Source organism: Phreatobacter sp. (assembly GCF_052440005.1).
Classification (GTDB): Bacteria; Pseudomonadota; Alphaproteobacteria; order Rhizobiales; family Phreatobacteraceae; genus Phreatobacter.
In genome coordinates this window covers 1-15,297 of record NZ_JBQVQL010000098.1, presented here as the reverse complement: position 1 = coordinate 15,297, position 15,297 = coordinate 1, and the positions used below count along the sequence as shown (strand labels likewise).

The 15,297-nt window shown below is 65.8% G+C and carries 28 protein-coding genes and 1 pseudogene; 28 read left to right on the top strand and 1 reads right to left on the bottom strand.

Features of this window, described 5'->3' with window-relative positions; genetic code table 11:
- The 28 genes and pseudogenes from tuf to rplQ form a co-directional block, all read left to right on the top strand.
- Positions 1-140: pseudogene (tuf, locus tag ACT6XY_RS19205) on the top strand (elongation factor Tu); the annotation flags it as partial.
- A gap of 67 nt (positions 141-207) precedes the next feature.
- The gene (gene rpsJ / locus ACT6XY_RS19200) at positions 208-513 is read left to right on the top strand and encodes a 30S ribosomal protein S10 (protein ID WP_106748008.1); all 306 of its coding nucleotides are present in this window, start codon (positions 208-210) and stop codon (positions 511-513) included.
- A 136-nt stretch (positions 514-649) separates the two neighbouring features.
- Positions 650-1,372: a 50S ribosomal protein L3 gene (gene rplC / locus ACT6XY_RS19195; protein ID WP_444749915.1), complete on the top strand. Its 723-nt coding sequence runs from the start codon at positions 650-652 to the stop codon at positions 1,370-1,372.
- Between the two features lies 1 nt (position 1,373).
- Positions 1,374-1,994 carry a 50S ribosomal protein L4 gene (rplD, locus tag ACT6XY_RS19190; RefSeq protein WP_444749914.1) on the top strand — a complete coding sequence of 207 codons (621 nt, stop codon included), beginning with the start codon at positions 1,374-1,376 and terminating at the stop codon, positions 1,992-1,994.
- The gene (locus tag ACT6XY_RS19185; protein ID WP_305575755.1) at positions 1,991-2,290 is read left to right on the top strand and encodes a 50S ribosomal protein L23; all 300 of its coding nucleotides are present in this window, start codon (positions 1,991-1,993) and stop codon (positions 2,288-2,290) included. The genes rplD and ACT6XY_RS19185 overlap by 4 nt, the downstream gene beginning before the upstream one ends.
- A gap of 15 nt (positions 2,291-2,305) precedes the next feature.
- Positions 2,306-3,139, top strand: coding sequence for a 50S ribosomal protein L2 (rplB, locus tag ACT6XY_RS19180; RefSeq protein WP_444749913.1), 834 nt, complete (start codon positions 2,306-2,308; stop codon positions 3,137-3,139).
- A 12-nt stretch (positions 3,140-3,151) separates the two neighbouring features.
- Positions 3,152-3,430, top strand: coding sequence for a 30S ribosomal protein S19 (gene rpsS, locus ACT6XY_RS19175; RefSeq protein WP_106748013.1), 279 nt, complete (start codon positions 3,152-3,154; stop codon positions 3,428-3,430).
- 3 nt (positions 3,431-3,433) lie between these two features.
- On the top strand, positions 3,434-3,817 hold the full coding sequence (gene rplV, locus ACT6XY_RS19170) for a 50S ribosomal protein L22 (protein ID WP_106748014.1): 384 nt from the start codon (positions 3,434-3,436) through the stop codon (positions 3,815-3,817).
- A 10-nt stretch (positions 3,818-3,827) separates the two neighbouring features.
- Positions 3,828-4,541, top strand: coding sequence for a 30S ribosomal protein S3 (gene rpsC / locus ACT6XY_RS19165; RefSeq protein ID WP_444749912.1), 714 nt, complete (start codon positions 3,828-3,830; stop codon positions 4,539-4,541).
- An 18-nt stretch (positions 4,542-4,559) separates the two neighbouring features.
- A complete protein-coding gene (rplP, locus tag ACT6XY_RS19160; protein ID WP_106748016.1) occupies positions 4,560-4,973 on the top strand; it encodes a 50S ribosomal protein L16 in 414 nt (137 codons plus the stop codon).
- 10 nt (positions 4,974-4,983) lie between these two features.
- Positions 4,984-5,181, top strand: a complete 198-nt coding sequence (gene rpmC, locus ACT6XY_RS19155; RefSeq protein WP_106748017.1) for a 50S ribosomal protein L29 — start codon at positions 4,984-4,986, stop codon at positions 5,179-5,181.
- Between the two features lie 11 nt (positions 5,182-5,192).
- Entirely contained in the window at positions 5,193-5,426 is a 234-nt protein-coding gene (rpsQ, locus tag ACT6XY_RS19150) for a 30S ribosomal protein S17 (protein WP_106748018.1), read from the top strand.
- A 75-nt stretch (positions 5,427-5,501) separates the two neighbouring features.
- The gene (rplN, locus tag ACT6XY_RS19145) at positions 5,502-5,870 is read left to right on the top strand and encodes a 50S ribosomal protein L14 (protein ID WP_106748019.1); all 369 of its coding nucleotides are present in this window, start codon (positions 5,502-5,504) and stop codon (positions 5,868-5,870) included.
- Entirely contained in the window at positions 5,870-6,187 is a 318-nt protein-coding gene (gene rplX / locus ACT6XY_RS19140; protein ID WP_444749911.1) for a 50S ribosomal protein L24, read from the top strand. Before rplN ends, rplX begins: the two co-directional genes overlap by 1 nt.
- Positions 6,180-6,737, top strand: coding sequence for a 50S ribosomal protein L5 (gene rplE / locus ACT6XY_RS19135; RefSeq protein ID WP_106748021.1), 558 nt, complete (start codon positions 6,180-6,182; stop codon positions 6,735-6,737). Before rplX ends, rplE begins: the two co-directional genes overlap by 8 nt.
- A gap of 54 nt (positions 6,738-6,791) precedes the next feature.
- Entirely contained in the window at positions 6,792-7,097 is a 306-nt protein-coding gene (gene rpsN / locus ACT6XY_RS19130) for a 30S ribosomal protein S14 (RefSeq protein WP_106748022.1), read from the top strand.
- 13 nt (positions 7,098-7,110) lie between these two features.
- Positions 7,111-7,509 carry a 30S ribosomal protein S8 gene (gene rpsH / locus ACT6XY_RS19125; RefSeq protein ID WP_444749910.1) on the top strand — a complete coding sequence of 133 codons (399 nt, stop codon included), beginning with the start codon at positions 7,111-7,113 and terminating at the stop codon, positions 7,507-7,509.
- Between the two features lie 37 nt (positions 7,510-7,546).
- The gene (rplF, locus tag ACT6XY_RS19120) at positions 7,547-8,080 is read left to right on the top strand and encodes a 50S ribosomal protein L6 (RefSeq protein WP_444749909.1); all 534 of its coding nucleotides are present in this window, start codon (positions 7,547-7,549) and stop codon (positions 8,078-8,080) included.
- Positions 8,081-8,161: 81 nt separating this feature from the next.
- Positions 8,162-8,524 (top strand): 50S ribosomal protein L18, encoded by a 363-nt coding sequence (rplR, locus tag ACT6XY_RS19115; RefSeq protein WP_444749908.1) that lies wholly within the window; start codon positions 8,162-8,164, stop codon positions 8,522-8,524.
- Between the two features lie 37 nt (positions 8,525-8,561).
- On the top strand, positions 8,562-9,116 hold the full coding sequence (rpsE, locus tag ACT6XY_RS19110; RefSeq protein WP_106748026.1) for a 30S ribosomal protein S5: 555 nt from the start codon (positions 8,562-8,564) through the stop codon (positions 9,114-9,116).
- A gap of 11 nt (positions 9,117-9,127) precedes the next feature.
- Entirely contained in the window at positions 9,128-9,310 is a 183-nt protein-coding gene (gene rpmD, locus ACT6XY_RS19105) for a 50S ribosomal protein L30 (RefSeq protein WP_444749907.1), read from the top strand.
- Between the two features lie 4 nt (positions 9,311-9,314).
- Positions 9,315-9,791, top strand: a complete 477-nt coding sequence (gene rplO / locus ACT6XY_RS19100) for a 50S ribosomal protein L15 (protein ID WP_444749906.1) — start codon at positions 9,315-9,317, stop codon at positions 9,789-9,791.
- 204 nt (positions 9,792-9,995) lie between these two features.
- The gene (gene secY, locus ACT6XY_RS19095; protein WP_444749905.1) at positions 9,996-11,324 is read left to right on the top strand and encodes a preprotein translocase subunit SecY; all 1,329 of its coding nucleotides are present in this window, start codon (positions 9,996-9,998) and stop codon (positions 11,322-11,324) included.
- Positions 11,321-11,902 carry an adenylate kinase gene (locus ACT6XY_RS19090; protein WP_444749904.1) on the top strand — a complete coding sequence of 194 codons (582 nt, stop codon included), beginning with the start codon at positions 11,321-11,323 and terminating at the stop codon, positions 11,900-11,902. Before secY ends, ACT6XY_RS19090 begins: the two co-directional genes overlap by 4 nt.
- Before the next feature lie 198 nt (positions 11,903-12,100).
- Entirely contained in the window at positions 12,101-12,469 is a 369-nt protein-coding gene (gene rpsM, locus ACT6XY_RS19085; protein WP_444749903.1) for a 30S ribosomal protein S13, read from the top strand.
- A gap of 85 nt (positions 12,470-12,554) precedes the next feature.
- The gene (gene rpsK, locus ACT6XY_RS19080; protein WP_293424902.1) at positions 12,555-12,944 is read left to right on the top strand and encodes a 30S ribosomal protein S11; all 390 of its coding nucleotides are present in this window, start codon (positions 12,555-12,557) and stop codon (positions 12,942-12,944) included.
- Between the two features lie 142 nt (positions 12,945-13,086).
- Positions 13,087-14,103 (top strand): DNA-directed RNA polymerase subunit alpha, encoded by a 1,017-nt coding sequence (locus tag ACT6XY_RS19075; protein ID WP_106748033.1) that lies wholly within the window; start codon positions 13,087-13,089, stop codon positions 14,101-14,103.
- A 52-nt stretch (positions 14,104-14,155) separates the two neighbouring features.
- Positions 14,156-14,575: a 50S ribosomal protein L17 gene (gene rplQ, locus ACT6XY_RS19070; RefSeq protein ID WP_106748034.1), complete on the top strand. Its 420-nt coding sequence runs from the start codon at positions 14,156-14,158 to the stop codon at positions 14,573-14,575.
- A gap of 84 nt (positions 14,576-14,659) precedes the next feature.
- On the opposite strand, the gene ACT6XY_RS19065 is transcribed toward rplQ, so the two are convergent.
- Positions 14,660-15,297: YbfB/YjiJ family MFS transporter (locus ACT6XY_RS19065; RefSeq protein WP_444749902.1), on the bottom strand; the 638-nt coding region annotated here is incomplete at its 5' end.

Below are 15,297 nucleotides of genomic sequence, written 5' to 3'. Positions count from 1 at the left end.
AGATGGTGATGCCGGGCGACAACATCGCCATGACGGTGAGCCTGATCGTGCCGATCGCCATGGAGGAGAAGCTGCGCTTCGCCATCCGTGAGGGCGGCCGCACCGTCGGCGCCGGCGTCGTCGCCACCATCATCGAGTGATTTCGTTTTCCCGGGGACGCGCGGCCCGCCGTGCGTTCCCTTCGCTTTGCCTTAAAGGGGCGAACCCATGAACCAGAACATCCGGATCCGCCTCAAGGCGTTCGACCATCGGGTCCTGGACACCTCGACGCGCGAGATCGTCAACACGGCGAAGCGCACCGGGGCCCAGGTCCGCGGGCCGATCCCGCTGCCGACGCGGATCGAGAAGTTCACGGTGAACCGCTCGCCGCACATCGACAAGAAGTCGCGCGAGCAGTTCGAGATCCGCACCCACAAGCGGCTTCTCGACATCGTGGACCCGACCCCGCAGACCGTGGACGCGCTGATGAAGCTCGACCTGGCCGCCGGTGTCGACGTCGAGATCAAGCTCTGAGTCCTGCGACAGGCCGATGACGGCCTGGCGACGAATATGCCGATGCACCGCTGAGCGGCGCATCTCACGTTGAACCCGGGTCCTCTCCGGTCCGCCAAGGCGGGCGCGGACGACCCCAAAACGAGGAATGCGCGCGATGCGTTCCGGTGTGATTGCCAAGAAGATGGGGATGACCCGCATCTTCACCGATGGCGGCGAACACGTCCCCGTGACGGTTCTCCTGCTGGACGACTGCCAGGTCGTCGCCCACCGCACGGCGGAGCGGGACGGCTACCTGGCCCTGCAGCTCGGTGCCGGCCTCGCCAAGGTGAAGAACACGACGAAGGCCCAGCGTGGCCACTTCGCCGTCGCCAAGGTCGAGCCGAAGCATGAGATCGTCGAGTTCCGCGTGGGTGAGAAGGAAATCGTGCCGGTCGGCGCGCGTTTCTCCGCAGACCACTTCATCCCCGGCCAGTTCGTCGACGTGACGGGCACCAGCCAGGGCAAGGGCTTCGCCGGCGCCATGAAGCGCCATAACTTCGGCGGCCTTCGCGCCACCCACGGCGTCTCCGTCTCGCACCGTTCCCACGGTTCGACCGGCAACCGCCAGGACCCGGGCAAGGTCTTCAAGAACAAGCGCATGGCCGGCCACATGGGCGACGTGCGCGTCACCACGCAGAACCTCAAGGTCGTGCGCACCGACGTGGAGCGCGGCGTGATCATGGTCGAGGGCGCCGTCCCCGGCTCGAAGGGTGGCTGGATCCTGGTTCGCGACGCGGTGAAGAAGCCGCTGCCGAAGGAGGCTCCGCTCCCGGGTGGCTTCAAGCTGCCGGGCGCCGATGCCGCTCCCGCCGCCGCCGCCGAAACCACGGAGGGTTGAGATGAAACTGACAATCAAGACCCTGGAAGGCGCCGACGCCGGTTCCGTCGATCTCTCCGATGAGATCTTCGGCCTCGAGCCCCGTGCCGACATCCTCCACCGCGTGGTGCGCTGGCAGCTCGCCAAGCGCCGCGCCGGCACCCACGACGTGAAGAACCGCGCCGAGATCCACCGCACCGGCAAGAAGATGTACAAGCAGAAGGGCACGGGCTCGGCCCGTCACTCCTCCGCGCGTGCCAACCTCTTCCGCGGCGGCGGCCGCTCCTTCGGTCCGACCCCGCGCTCCCACGAGCACGATCTTCCGAAGAAGGTCCGCGCTCTCGGTCTGAAGCATGCCCTCTCCACCAAGGTGAAGGCCGGCTCGATCGTGGTGCTGGAGAAGGCCTCCACGGACGCGGCGAAGACCAAGTCGCTGAAGGCGCAGTTCGAGAAGCTGGGCTTCAAGAGCGTTCTGATCATCGACGGTGCCGAGGTCGACAAGAACTTCGCGCTCGCGGCCCGCAACATCCCGCTCGTCGATGTCCTCCCCGTCCAGGGCATCAACGTCTACGACATCATGCGCCGGAACACCCTGGTCCTGACCCGGGCGGCCGTCGACGCACTGGAGGCGCGCTTCAAATGAGCACCGTCGATCCGCGTCACTACGACGTCATCAAGGCGCCGCTGATCACCGAGAAGGGCTCGCTGGTCGCCGAAAACAACCAGGTCGTCTTCAAGGTGGCCATGGAAGCCACCAAGCCGCAGATCAAGGCGGCGGTGGAGAAGCTGTTCGACGTCAAGGTCAAGAGCGTCAACACGCTCGTCCAGAAGGGCAAGACCAAGCGTTTCAAGGGCATGCTCGGCCAGCGGTCGGACGTGAAGAAGGCGGTCGTGACCCTCGCCGAGGGCCACTCCATCGACATCACGACCGGTCTGTGAGGCGAGGGGTAAACCATGGCACTCAAGACCTTCAAGCCGATCACGCCGGGCCTCCGTCAGCTCGTCCTGGTCGACCGTTCCGACCTCTACAAGGGCAAGCCGGTCAAGACCCTGACCGAGGGCAAGTCCTCGAGCGGCGGCCGTAACAACCTCGGCCGCATCACCTCCCGCTTCCGCGGCGGTGGTCACAAGCGCTCCTACCGTCTCGTCGACTTCAAGCGGCGCAAGACGGACATGGCGGCTGTCGTGGAGCGGATCGAGTATGATCCGAACCGTTCGGCGTTCATTGCGCTGATCAAGTATGCCGACGGCGAGCTCTCCTACATCCTGGCGCCGCAGCGCCTGGCTGTCGGCGACAGCGTCATCTCGGCCGAGAGCGCCGACGTGAAGCCTGGCAACGCCATGCCGATCGCCAACATCCCGGTCGGCACGATCGTGCACAACGTCGAGCTCAAGATCGGCAAGGGCGGCGCGGTCGCCCGTTCCGCCGGCACCTACGCCCAGATCGTCGGTCGCGACGAGGGATACGTCATCCTTCGCCTCAACTCCGGCGAACAGCGTCTGGTCCACGGCCGCTGCCTCGCCTCGATCGGCGCGGTGTCGAACCCGGACCACATGAACGTTTCGATCGGCAAGGCCGGTCGTAACCGCTGGCTCGGCTGGCGCTCGCACAACCGCGGCGTCGCCATGAACCCGATCGACCATCCGCACGGCGGCGGCGAAGGCCGCACCTCCGGTGGCCGTCATCCCGTCACGCCCTGGGGCTTCCCGACCAAGGGCAAGAAGACTCGTTCGAACAAGCGGACCGACAAGTTCATCTTGGCGAGCCGTCATTCGAAGAAGAAGTAACAGAGGCCCGTCATGGCACGTTCCGTCTGGAAAGGTCCGTTCGTCGACGGATACCTCCTGAAGAAGGCCGAGGCAGCCCGCTCGTCGGGCCGTCACGAGGTCGTCAAGATCTGGAGCCGTCGCTCCACGATCCTCCCCCATTTCGTGGGGCTGACCTTCGGCGTCTACAACGGTCAGAAGCATGTCCCGGTGCAGGTCACCGAGGAGATGGTCGGCCACAAGTTCGGCGAGTTCTCGCCGACCCGCACCTTCTACGGCCATGCGGCCGACAAAAAAGCGAAGCGGAAGTGAGCCATGGGTAAGCCCGCAACACCCCGCGCCCTCAGCGACAACGAAGCCAAGGCGGTCGCCCGCATGCTTCGCGTCTCGCCGCGCAAGCTGAACCTGGTTGCCGCGCTCATCCGCGGCAAGCCGGTCGACACCGCGCTCGCCGATCTGGAGTTCTCGCGCAAGCGGATCGCCAACGACGTGAAGAAGTGCCTCGAGAGCGCGATCGCCAACGCCGAGAACAACCATGACCTCGACGTCGACGATCTGATCGTCGCCGAGGCCCATGTCGGCAAGGCCTTCGTGCTCAAGCGCTTCCACGCCCGTGCCCGCGGTCGCGGCGCCCGGATCGAAAAGCCGTTCTCGCACCTGACGATCGTCGTTCGTCAGGTCGAGGAAGCCAAGGCCTGAGGAGAGAACGATGGGTCAGAAGAACAATCCGATCGGTTTCCGCCTCGGCATCAACCGCACCTGGGATTCGCGCTGGTTCGCCAACAAGGGCGAGTACGGCAAGCTGCTCCACGAGGATCTCAAGATCCGCCGTGAGCTGATGAAGCTCCTGAAGCAGGCGGCGGTGTCGAAGATCGTCATCGAGCGTCCGCACCGCAAGTGCCGCGTCACGGTCCACTCGGCTCGCCCGGGCATCGTGATCGGCAAGAAGGGCGCCGACATCGACAAGCTGAAGAAGGCCGTCTCGAAGATGACCGACGCCGAAGTCGTCATCAACATCGTCGAGATCCGCAAGCCCGAGACCGACGCGACCCTGGTGGCCGAGTCGATCGCCCAGCAGCTCGAGCGTCGCGTCGCCTTCCGTCGTGCCATGAAGCGTGCCGTTCAGTCGGCCATGCGTCTGGGCGCCGAGGGCATCCGCATCAACTGCTCGGGCCGCCTCGGCGGCGCCGAGATCGCCCGCCTCGAGTGGTATCGCGAAGGCCGCGTGCCGCTGCACACCCTGCGTGCCGACGTCGACTACGGCGTTGCCACGGCCTTCACGACCTACGGGACGTGCGGCGTCAAGGTGTGGATCTTCAAGGGCGAGATCATGGAGCACGATCCGATGGCCCAGGACAGGAAGCTGTCCGAGGGCGAGGGATCGACCCGCCGTTCCCGCGGCCAAGACCGCGACGCGGCGTGAGGATGAAGGTCTAGAACCATGCTTCAGCCCAAGAAAACCAAGTTCCGTAAGCAGTTCAAGGGTCGCATCAGCGGCGCTGCGAAGGGCGGTACGGACCTGAACTTCGGCCAGTTCGGCCTCAAGGCCATGGAGCCGGAGCGCATCACCGCGCGCCAGATCGAGGCCGCCCGTCGCGCCATGACCCGCGAGATGAAGCGTGCCGGCCGTGTCTGGATCCGCATCTTCCCGGACGTTCCGGTCTCGAAGAAGCCCGCCGAGGTCCGCATGGGCTCCGGCAAGGGTGCCAACGAGTACTGGGCCGCCAAGGTCGCGCCTGGCCGCATCATGTTCGAGCTCGACGGCGTGCCCGTCGAGGTCGCCAAGAAGGCTCTTGAACTGGCCGCTGCCAAGCTGCCGATCAAGACGCGCTTCGTCCAGCGCATCGCCGAGTGAGGAGAGGGTCATGAAGGCCGAAGAGATCCGGACCAAGACCCTCGACGAGCTCGAGGGCCAGCTCGGTGACCTGAAGAAGGAGCAGTTCAACCTGCGCTTCCAGAAGGCCACCGGTCAGCTCGAGAACGTCGCGCGCGTCCGCCAGGTCCGCCGCGACATCGCCCGCGTCAAGACCATCGCCGCGCAGAAGCGCGCCGAGAAGAAGTAAGGAGAGGGCATATGCCGAAGCGTGTGCTCGAGGGCATCGTCGTCAGCGACAAGCAGGACAAGACGGTCGTGGTGAAGGTGGAGCGTCGCTTCACCCATCCGCTGCTCAAGAAGACGGTGCGTCGCACCAAGAACTATCACGCCCACGATGAAGGCAACGCCTTCAAGACGGGCGACGTGGTGAGCATCGAGGAGGGCAAGCCCCTGTCGAAGCTGAAGCGTTGGGTCGTGCTGCCGAAGGCGTGAGCTTTCGGTGATCGTTAGAACAGCGCGCCGCCGTCGGGGAGACCCGAGACGGGCGCGAAAGGAAGAGGTTGCGTCATGATCCAGATGCAAACCAATCTCGACGTGGCGGATAATTCGGGCGCACGCCGCGTCATGTGCATCAAGGTGCTCGGTGGCGCCAAGCGTCGTTACGCCCATGTCGGCGACATCATCGTGGTGTCGGTGAAGGAAGCGATTCCGCGCGGCCGCGTGAAGAAGGGCGACGTCATGAAGGCGGTCGTCGTTCGGACCGCCAAGGACATCCGCCGCATCGACGGCTCGGTGATCCGCTTCGACCGCAATGCGGCCGTTCTGATCAACAATCAGAAGGAGCCGATCGGCACCCGTATCTTCGGACCGGTTCCGCGCGAGCTGCGCGCCAAGAACCACATGAAGATCATCTCGCTCGCGCCGGAGGTGCTGTGATGGCTGCGAAGATCAAGAAGGGCGACAAGGTCGTCGTCCTCACCGGCCGCGACAAGGGTCGCACCGGTGAAGTGATCCAGGTCATGCCGACCGAGGGCCGGGCCCTCGTGCGCGGCGTCAATATCGTGAAGCGCCATCAGCGCCAGAGCCAGACGACGGAAGGCGGGATCATCTCCAAGGAGAGCCCGATCCATCTGTCGAACCTGGCCTATGCCGACCCGAAGACCGGCGAGCCGACCCGTATCGGCTTCAAGGTCCTCGCCGACGGCAAGAAGGTGCGCGTGGCCAAGAAGTCCGGGGAGACGATCGATGGCTGAGGCGGCTTACACCCCGCGCCTCAAGGCGCATTATGACAGCGTGGTCCGGCAGAAGCTGGCGGAGGAGTTCGGCTACAAGAACCCCTTCGAGATCCCGCAGATCGAGAAGATCGTCGTCAACATGGGCGTCGGCGAATCCACCGCCGATTCCAAGAAGGCGACGGTCGCCGCCGCGGATCTCGCGCTGATCACCGGTCAGAAGCCGGTCATCACCCGGGCCCGCCAGGCCATCTCGAACTTCAAGGTTCGCGAGAACATGCCGCTGGGCTGCAAGGTCACCCTCCGCAAGCAGCGCATGTACGAGTTCCTCGACCGCCTGGTCACGATCGCGCTCCCGCGCGTCCGGGACTTCCGCGGCCTCAACCCGAAGAGCTTCGACGGCCGTGGCAACTTCGCCATGGGCCTGAAGGAGCACGTCGTGTTCCCCGAGATCTCCTATGACAAGGTGGATCAGATGTGGGGCATGGACATCATCGTGTGCACCACCGCCAAGACCGACGAGGAAGCCCGTGCTCTCCTCAAGGCCTTCAACTTCCCGTTCCGGCAGTGAGCCGGGTTTCTTGAACTAGAAGCCCGTCTCAGACGCGGAAACCAGGAGAAACCGATGGCGAAGAAGAGCTCCATCGAAAAGAACAACCACCGCCGCGCTCTGGTCGCGCGGGACGCCAAGAAGCGCGCTGCGCTGAAGGCGACCGTGATGGACCAGTCGATCTCCATCGAGGAGCGTTTCGCGGCCACCGTGAAGCTTGCGAGCCTGCCGCGCAATGGCGCCAAGGTCCGCATCAAGAACCGTTGCGAAGTCACCGGCCGTCCGCGGGCGTTCTATCGCAAGCTCGGCATGAGCCGCGTGGCTCTGCGTGACCTCGGCAACAAGGGGCTCGTTCCGGGCCTCGTGAAGTCGAGCTGGTGAGAGGAGACAGATCATGGCTCTCAACGATCCGCTCGGCGATATGCTGACCCGCATCCGCAACGCGCAGATGCGCCGCAAGACCCGCGTCCTGACGCCGGGCTCGAAGCTGCGTGCCCGCGTGCTCGAGGTGCTCAAGTCCGAAGGCTACATCCGCGACTACATGACCGTCACGCATCCGAACGGTCGTTCGGAATTCGAGATCGAGCTCAAGTATTTCGACGGTGAGCCGGTCATCCGCGAAATCGCGCGCGTCTCCAAGCCTGGCCGCCGGGTCTATGCCGGCGTCGGCAACACGCCGCGCGTGTCCAACGGTCTCGGCATCACGATCATCTCGACCCCCAAGGGCGTGATGGCCGACCACGATGCGCGGGAACAGAATGTAGGCGGGGAGGTGCTCTGCACGGTCTTCTGACCTGGCAGGGCTCCCTCACGACAAAGGACGATATCCAATGTCTCGTATCGGTAAGAAGCCGGTCGACCTGCCGCAGGGCGTCACCGCCCAGGTGTCTGGCCAGACCGTGAAGATGAAGGGTCCGAAGGGTGAGCTCTCGTTCACCTGCCCCGATGACGTCGTCGTCAAGATGGACGGCAACGTGGTCAAGGTGGACCCGCGCGACCAGGGCAAGCGCGCCCGCTCCATGTGGGGCATGGCCCGCACCCGCGTCTCCAACCTGGCCGTCGGCGTGAGCAAGGGCTTCGAGAAGAAGCTCGAGATCACCGGCGTCGGTTACCGCGCTGCCGCCCAGGGCAAGGTGCTGAACCTCGCCCTTGGCTACAGCCACGACATCAACTATCCCGTGCCGGAAGGCATCACCATTGCGACCCCGAAGCCGACCGAGATCGTCATCTCCGGCAACGACAAGCAGCAGGTGGGCCAGGTCGCCGCCGAGATCCGCGACTACCGCGGTCCGGAGCCCTACAAGGGCAAGGGCGTCCGCTACGCGGGCGAGTTCATCTTCCGCAAGGAAGGCAAGAAGAAGTAAGGCGACGGCCCCGGGTTCGGGGCCCGTCCGTCTTCCGGGGCGCTGTCCTTTCGGGGGCGCGTCCGATCAAAGGAGCTGGCTATGGCCAAATTTAAGGATGCAACGGAGCGTCGCAGGGCGCGTGTCCGTCGGGCCCTGCGCTCGACGGCGAATGGGCGTCCGCGGCTGAGCGTCTTCCGTTCGTCGAAGCATATCTATGCGCAGATCATCGACGACGCGAATGGCGTGACGGTTGCGAGTGCCTCGTCACTGGAGAAGGACCTCAAGTCCGCACTGAAGACCGGCGCCGATCAGGCCGCGGCATCCGCCGTCGGCAAGCTCGTCGCCGAGCGCGCGGTGCAGGCCGGGGTTTCCACCGTGGTCTTCGACCGCGGGGCCTATCTCTATCACGGGCGCGTCAAGGCGCTCGCCGACGGCGCCCGCGAGGGCGGCCTGAGCTTCTAACGGATACGGGCGGTTCTCACCGCCGAAAGGACAGAACATGGCTCGGGAACGTGAACGCGAGCGCAACCGCGAAGAGCGCGACAGCGAATTCACCGACAAGCTCGTGCACATCAACCGTGTCTCGAAGACGGTGAAGGGCGGCAAGCGCTTCGGTTTCGCTGCACTCGTCGTGGTCGGCGACCAGAAGGGCCGCGTTGGCTTCGGCCACGGCAAGGCCCGCGAGGTGCCTGAGGCGATCCGCAAGGCGACCGAATCCGCCAAGCGCGGCTTCATCCGTGTCGCCCTGCGCGAGGGCCGCACCCTCCATCACGACGTGCACGGTCGCCACGGCGCCGGCAAGGTCATTCTGCGCGCCGCTCCGGCCGGTACCGGCATCATCGCCGGCGGTCCGATGCGCGCCGTCTTCGAAACGCTCGGCATGGCCGACGTGGTCGCCAAGTCGATGGGGTCCTCCAACCCCTACAACATGGTGCGTGCCACGTTCGACGCGCTGAAGAACCAGGACAGCCCGCGCTCCGTCGCGGCTCGCCGTGGCCTCAAGGTGTCGGTCCTCCAGGCCCGCCGCCAGGAGGAAGGCGAGGGCGACGCGTAAGGATCGGATCCATGGCCAACAAAACCGTCACCATCGAGCAGATCGGTTCGCCGATCCGCCGCGAGAAGTCGCAGGAAGCGACCCTCGTCGGTCTGAAGCTCAACAAGCTGCACCGCCGCGCCACGCTGGAGGACACCCCGAGTGTCCGCGGCATGATCGCGAAGGTCGCTCACCTCGTGAAAGTGGTGGATTGATCTCATGAAACTCACCGACATGAAGGACAACGACGGCGCGACGCATCGCAAGATGCGCGTCGGTCGTGGCATCGGGTCCGGCAAGGGCAAGACCGCCGGTCGCGGCGTGAAGGGCCAGAAGTCGCGCTCCGGCGTCGCCATCAAGGGCTTCGAGGGCGGCCAGATGCCGTTGCATCGTCGCCTGCCGAAGCGTGGCTTCAACAACATCTTCCGCCTCTCGTTCGTCGAGGTCACGCTCGCCCGCATCCAGCGCGCGATCGACTCCGGCAAGCTCAAGGCCGGCAAGATCGACGAGGCCGCCCTGGTCGAGAGCGGTGTCCTGCGCCGCTCGCGCGACGGCATCCGCCTCGTGGCCACCGGCGAACTGACGGCGAAGATCGAGCTGACCGTTTCCGGCGCCTCCGCCGGTGCCGTCGCCGCGGTCGAGAAGGCGGGCGGCACCGTCACCCTTCTGAAGGCGAAGGAAGAGGCCGCGGCCTGACGGCCGGCCGGTCCTCCCAGCCGAACGCGACGATCAAGCTTCGAGGGGCCGGTTCGACGAGGACCGGCCCCTTTTTGATCTGTACGAGCCCCGTTCCCTGCGCCGCGCTGCGACCGCGGGGGACTGGCGGATGCGGCCACGGGCCGTTAAGTGAATGCGACTTTTCCGGATGGACGCGTCCGTCCCTCTTGCATCGGAGCCACCATGGCATCGGCAGCGGAACAACTGGCAGCCAATCTGAATTTCGGCGCCTTCGGCAAGGCCGAAGACCTGAAGAAGCGCCTGTGGTTCACCCTCGGCGCGCTGCTGGTCTATCGCCTCGGCACCTATATCCCGCTGCCGGGAATCGACCCGGAAGCGCTGCGCCAGATCTTCAACGCCAACCAGGGCGTGCTGGCGATGTTCAACGTCTTCGCCGGCGGTGCCGTCGGGCGCATGGCGATCTTCGCGCTGAACATCATGCCCTACATCTCCGCCTCCATCATCATCCAGCTGCTCACCGCCGTGGTGCCGGAGCTGGAGAAGCTGAAGAAGGAGGGGGAGCAGGGCCGCAAGCAGATCAACCAGTACACGCGCTACCTCACCGTGGTGCTGGCGGTTTTCCAGTCCTGGGGCATCGCGGTCGGCCTGCAGTCCTCCGGCACGGTCGTCGCCAATCCCGGCCTGTTTTTTGTCATGAGCACGGTGATCACGCTGACCGGCGGCACCATGTTCATGATGTGGCTCGGCGAGCAGATCACCCAGCGCGGCATCGGCAACGGCATCTCGCTGATCATCTTCGCCGGCATCGTCGCCGAGCTGCCCAGCGTCCTCGCCCAGGCGTTCGAGCTGGGTCGCCAGGGCGTCATCGCCACTCCGCTGCTCCTCGGCCTGCTGATTCTCATCGGCCTGACGATCGTCATCATCGTCTTCTTCGAGCGCGCCCAGCGGCGGCTGCTGATCCAGTATCCAAAGCGCCAGCAGGGCAACAAGGTGTTCGAGGGCAACTCCTCCCACCTGCCGCTGAAGCTCAACACGGCCGGCGTCATCCCGCCGATCTTCGCCTCGTCGCTGCTGCTGCTGCCGACCACGGCCCTGTCGTTCCAGACCAATCCGGCGGAATGGCTGCGCCTCACCGCCCAGCTCCTCGGCCACGGCCAGCCGCTGTTCATGGCGCTCTATGCGCTGCTGATCATCTTCTTCTGCTTCTTCTACACGGCCATCGTGTTCAATCCGACAGAGACGGCCGACAACCTGCGCAAGTATGGCGGCTTCATCCCGGGCATCCGGCCGGGCGAGAAGACGGCGCAGTACATCGACTACGTCCTGACCCGCATCACGGTCATCGGCGCCGCCTACATCACCCTGGTCTGCCTATTGCCCGAAGTGCTGATTGGCCAGCTCGGCCAAAGCTTCTATCTCTTGGGCGGAACCTCGCTGCTCATCGTCGTCACCGTGACGCTCGATACCGTCGCTCAGGTCCAGGGTTATCTGTTGGCCCATCAGTACGAAGGGCTGATCAAGAAGTCGCAGCTCAGGGGGAAACGTCGATGAAGCTGATTCTGCTCGGGCCTCCCGGGGCGGGGAAGGGGACCCAAGCACAGCGTCTGGTGGAGACGCACGGGCTCGTGCAGCTCTCCACCGGTGACATGCTCAGGGCTGCGGTCAAGAACGGCACGCCGGTCGGCCTCAAGGCCAAGGACGTGATGGCGCGGGGCGAACTGGTCTCGGACGAGATCGTCGTCGGCATCATCGAGGATCGGATCGCCGAGCCGGACTGCGCGAAGGGGTTCATCCTCGACGGCTTTCCGCGCACGGTTGCCCAGGCCGAGGCGCTGGACGCCATGCTGGCCAAGTCCGGCATGAAGCTGGACGCTGTGATCGAGCTCAAGGTCGACGAGGGCATCCTCGTGGGACGCATCGAGAAGCGCGTCGCCGAGATGACGGCGCGCGGCGAGCCGGTGCGCGCGGACGACAATGCCGAGGCGCTGAAGAAGCGGCTCGACGCCTACCGGGCCCAGACCGCGCCGGTCTCCGACTATTACGCCTCCAAGGGCGCGCTGAAGACGGTCGACGGCATGGCGCCGATCGACGACGTGACGAAAGCCATCGCTGGACACCTCGGAGTCTGAGGTTTTCGCCAGTTTCGGCTTGACCTTCGGGCGGGGGCGGGCTATGCGCCCCATCTCGTCCGATCGACGGTGACATCGGTCCGTCTGCTGCGCAGGCGGATCGAACCGTTTCAAGGACAACCGTGCAGGGGCCGGCCTCCACCGGACGCACGGATTTCATTTCTCACCGCGGCAACGCGGATCACATGGAGACGAGACATGGCTCGTATCGCGGGTGTCAACATCCCGACTAACAAGCGCGTGGTTATCGCGCTGCAGTACATCCACGGCATCGGCGCGAAGTTCGCCGAAGAGATCTGCGAGAAGGTCAAGATCCCGGCCGAGCGCCGCGTCAACCAGCTGACCGACCAGGAAGTCCTGGCTGTCCGCGAGACCATCGACCGCGACTACATGGTCGAGGGCGACCTGCGCCGCGAAGTGTCGATGAACATCAAGCGTCTCATGGACCTCGGCTGCTACCGCGGCCTGCGTCACCGCAAGGGCCTGCCGGTCCGCGGCCAGCGCACGCACACCAATGCCCGTACCCGCAAGGGTCCGGCGAAGCCGATCGCCGGCAAGAAGAAGTGATCGTGACCCGGAGCGCCCCGCGCGCTCCGGACCATTTCCCGAGCGCCTGGCATTACGGGCGCGCCTGAAGGACAAGGACTAGAGAATGGCCAAGGAAGCCACCCGCGTTCGCCGCCGCGAACGAAAGAACATCGCCTCCGGCGTCTGCCACGTGAACGCGTCGTTCAACAACACGATGATCACCATCACCGACGCCCAGGGCAACACGATCGCCTGGTCGTCGTCGGGCACCATGGGCTTCAAGGGCTCGCGCAAGTCGACCCCCTACGCCGCCCAGGTCGCCGCCGAGGACGCCGCCCGCAAGGCCTCCGAGCACGGCATGCGCACGGTCGAGGTCGAGGTGTCGGGTCCCGGTTCGGGCCGCGAGTCGGCGCTCCGCGCCCTCCAGGCCGCCGGCTTCACCGTCACCTCCATCCGTGACGTCACGCCGATCCCGCACAACGGCTGCCGCCCGCGCAAGCGCCGCCGCGTCTGACGCATCTCCTGTTTCTCGCAACCGGGGAGCGGCCTGTGGCGCCTCCCGGTTTTCCGCCCCCCGCCGCGAGGCGAGGGGAAACGGCCGTCAGGGTCCTGCAGGGGACGAGACAGCGGCCAGACCCAAGCGAAGGTAACAACCCGTGATCCAGAAGAACTGGCAGGAACTGATCAAGCCGGAGAAGCTTCACATCGTTCCCGGCGATGACCCGAAGCGCGTGGCCACCGCCACGGCCGAGCCGCTCGAGCGCGGTTTCGGCGTCACCCTCGGCAATGCCCTGCGTCGCGTCCTCCTGTCCTCGCTCCAGGGCGCCGCCGTCTCGGCCGTCCAGATCGACGGCGTCCTCCACGAGTTCTCCTCCATCCCCGGCGTCCGTGAGGACGTGACCGACATCGTCCTGAACATCAAGGACATCGCGATCAAGATGCAGGGCGACGGCCCCAAGCGCATGGTCGTGCGCAAGGAAGGCCCTGGCGTCGTCACCGCCGGCGACATCCAGACCGTCGGCGACGTCGTCATCCTCAACCCCGAGCTGGTGATCTGCACCCTCGACGAGGGTGCCTCGATCCGCATGGAGTTCACCGTCGACACCGGCAAGGGCTACGTGCCCTCCGAGAAGAACCGTGCCGAGGATGCGCCGATCGGCCTCATCCCGGTCGACAGCCTCTTCTCGCCGGTGAAGAAGGTGTCCTACCAGGTCTCGCCGACCCGCGAGGGCCAGGTGCTCGACTACGACAAGCTCACGCTGACGGTGGAGACCAACGGTTCGGTCTCGCCCGAGGACGCGATCGCCTATGCGGCGCGCATCCTCCAGGACCAGCTCGAGATCTTCGTGAACTTCGAGGAGCCGCGCAAGGAAGTCGTCCAGGAGTCGATCCCGGACCTCGCCTTCAACCCGGCGCTGCTGAAGAAGGTCGACGAGCTCGAGCTGTCGGTCCGCTCGGCCAACTGCCTGAAGAACGACAACATCGTTTACATCGGCGACCTGATCCAGAAGACCGAGGCGGAAATGCTCCGCACTCCGAACTTCGGCCGCAAGTCGCTGAACGAGATCAAGGAAGTGCTTGCCCAGATGGGCCTCCACCTCGGCATGGAGGTTACGGGCTGGCCGCCGGAGAATATCGAAGAGCTCGCCAAGCGCTTCGAGGACCATTACTGATTTTCAATTCATCGCCGACCGTGAGGTCCGCGATCCACCGGAGGACAAGGCGATGCGTCACGGCAAAGCCCACCGCAAGTTCAACCGCACGGCCGAGCATCGCCAGGCGATGTTCGCCAACATGTGCGCCGCGCTGATCAAGCACGAGCAGATCGTCACCACCCTGCCGAAGGCGAAGGACCTGCGTCCGATCGTCGAGAAGCTGGTGACGCTCGGCAAGCGTGGCGACCTGCACGCCCGCCGTCAGGCGGTCTCGCAGATCCGCGATCTCGGCATGGTCAAGAAGCTCTTCGAGGTTCTCGGCCCCCGCTACCAGTCGCGCCAGGGTGGCTACACCCGCGTGCTGAAGGCGGGCTTCCGCTACGGCGACAACGCGCCGGTGGCGGTGATCGAGTTCGTCGACCGCGACGTCGACGCCAAGGGCAAGGACTCCGGTCCGGTCCAGGCGAAGCCGGAGCAGGCCGCGGCCTGATCTCGCTGCAACTGCAAAGGGCGCGCCTTCAGGCGCGCTGACGGAAAGGGCGGCCGTAGGGTCGCCCTTTCGCGTTTCGACGCGTCAGGCCGGCGGCTTCATCCGGGCCGTCGTCAGCTCCAGCGCGAGCCCTGCCGCCATGATGGCGCCGGCGAGCGCGAAGACGAGGGCGTGGCTGCCGGTCGCGACGAGCAGCGCCGTGAAGCCATAGGCAGCCGCCGCCTGTACCACCGCGAAGGCGACGGTCTGCAGTGCCCAGGCAGCCGTATGCGCGGCGGGCCCGACGATCTCCCGGGTCCGCCCGGACGTCGACGATCCGAGCCCGATCATCAGCCCGCCCGCCATCATGGCCGAGAGCGTCAGCAGCACGAGGTTGTGGGTCAGCGCCGGGATGGCCGCGCCGATCGCCATCAGGGCGACGATGACGCGGAGCACCGGGCCGTAGCCGAACCGGTCGGCGGCGAGCCCCGCCACCATCGGCGCGAGGACCGCCGTGACGCCTGCCGCCACCCAGATCCAGCCTCCTACCGCGAGGCCGAAGCCGAGATCGCGGGCCACGTGGTCGACGAAGAAGATCGTATGCGGCACATAGCCCGCCGCGGCGCCGCAATAGGCGGCGGCGAGGCCGAGGAAGGCCGGGGCACGGCGCCAGGCCGGGGCGGGATCGCCGCGGTTGGCGGCGACCGGTGGCTCCGACCGGGGCAGCAGGGCCAGCATGACGA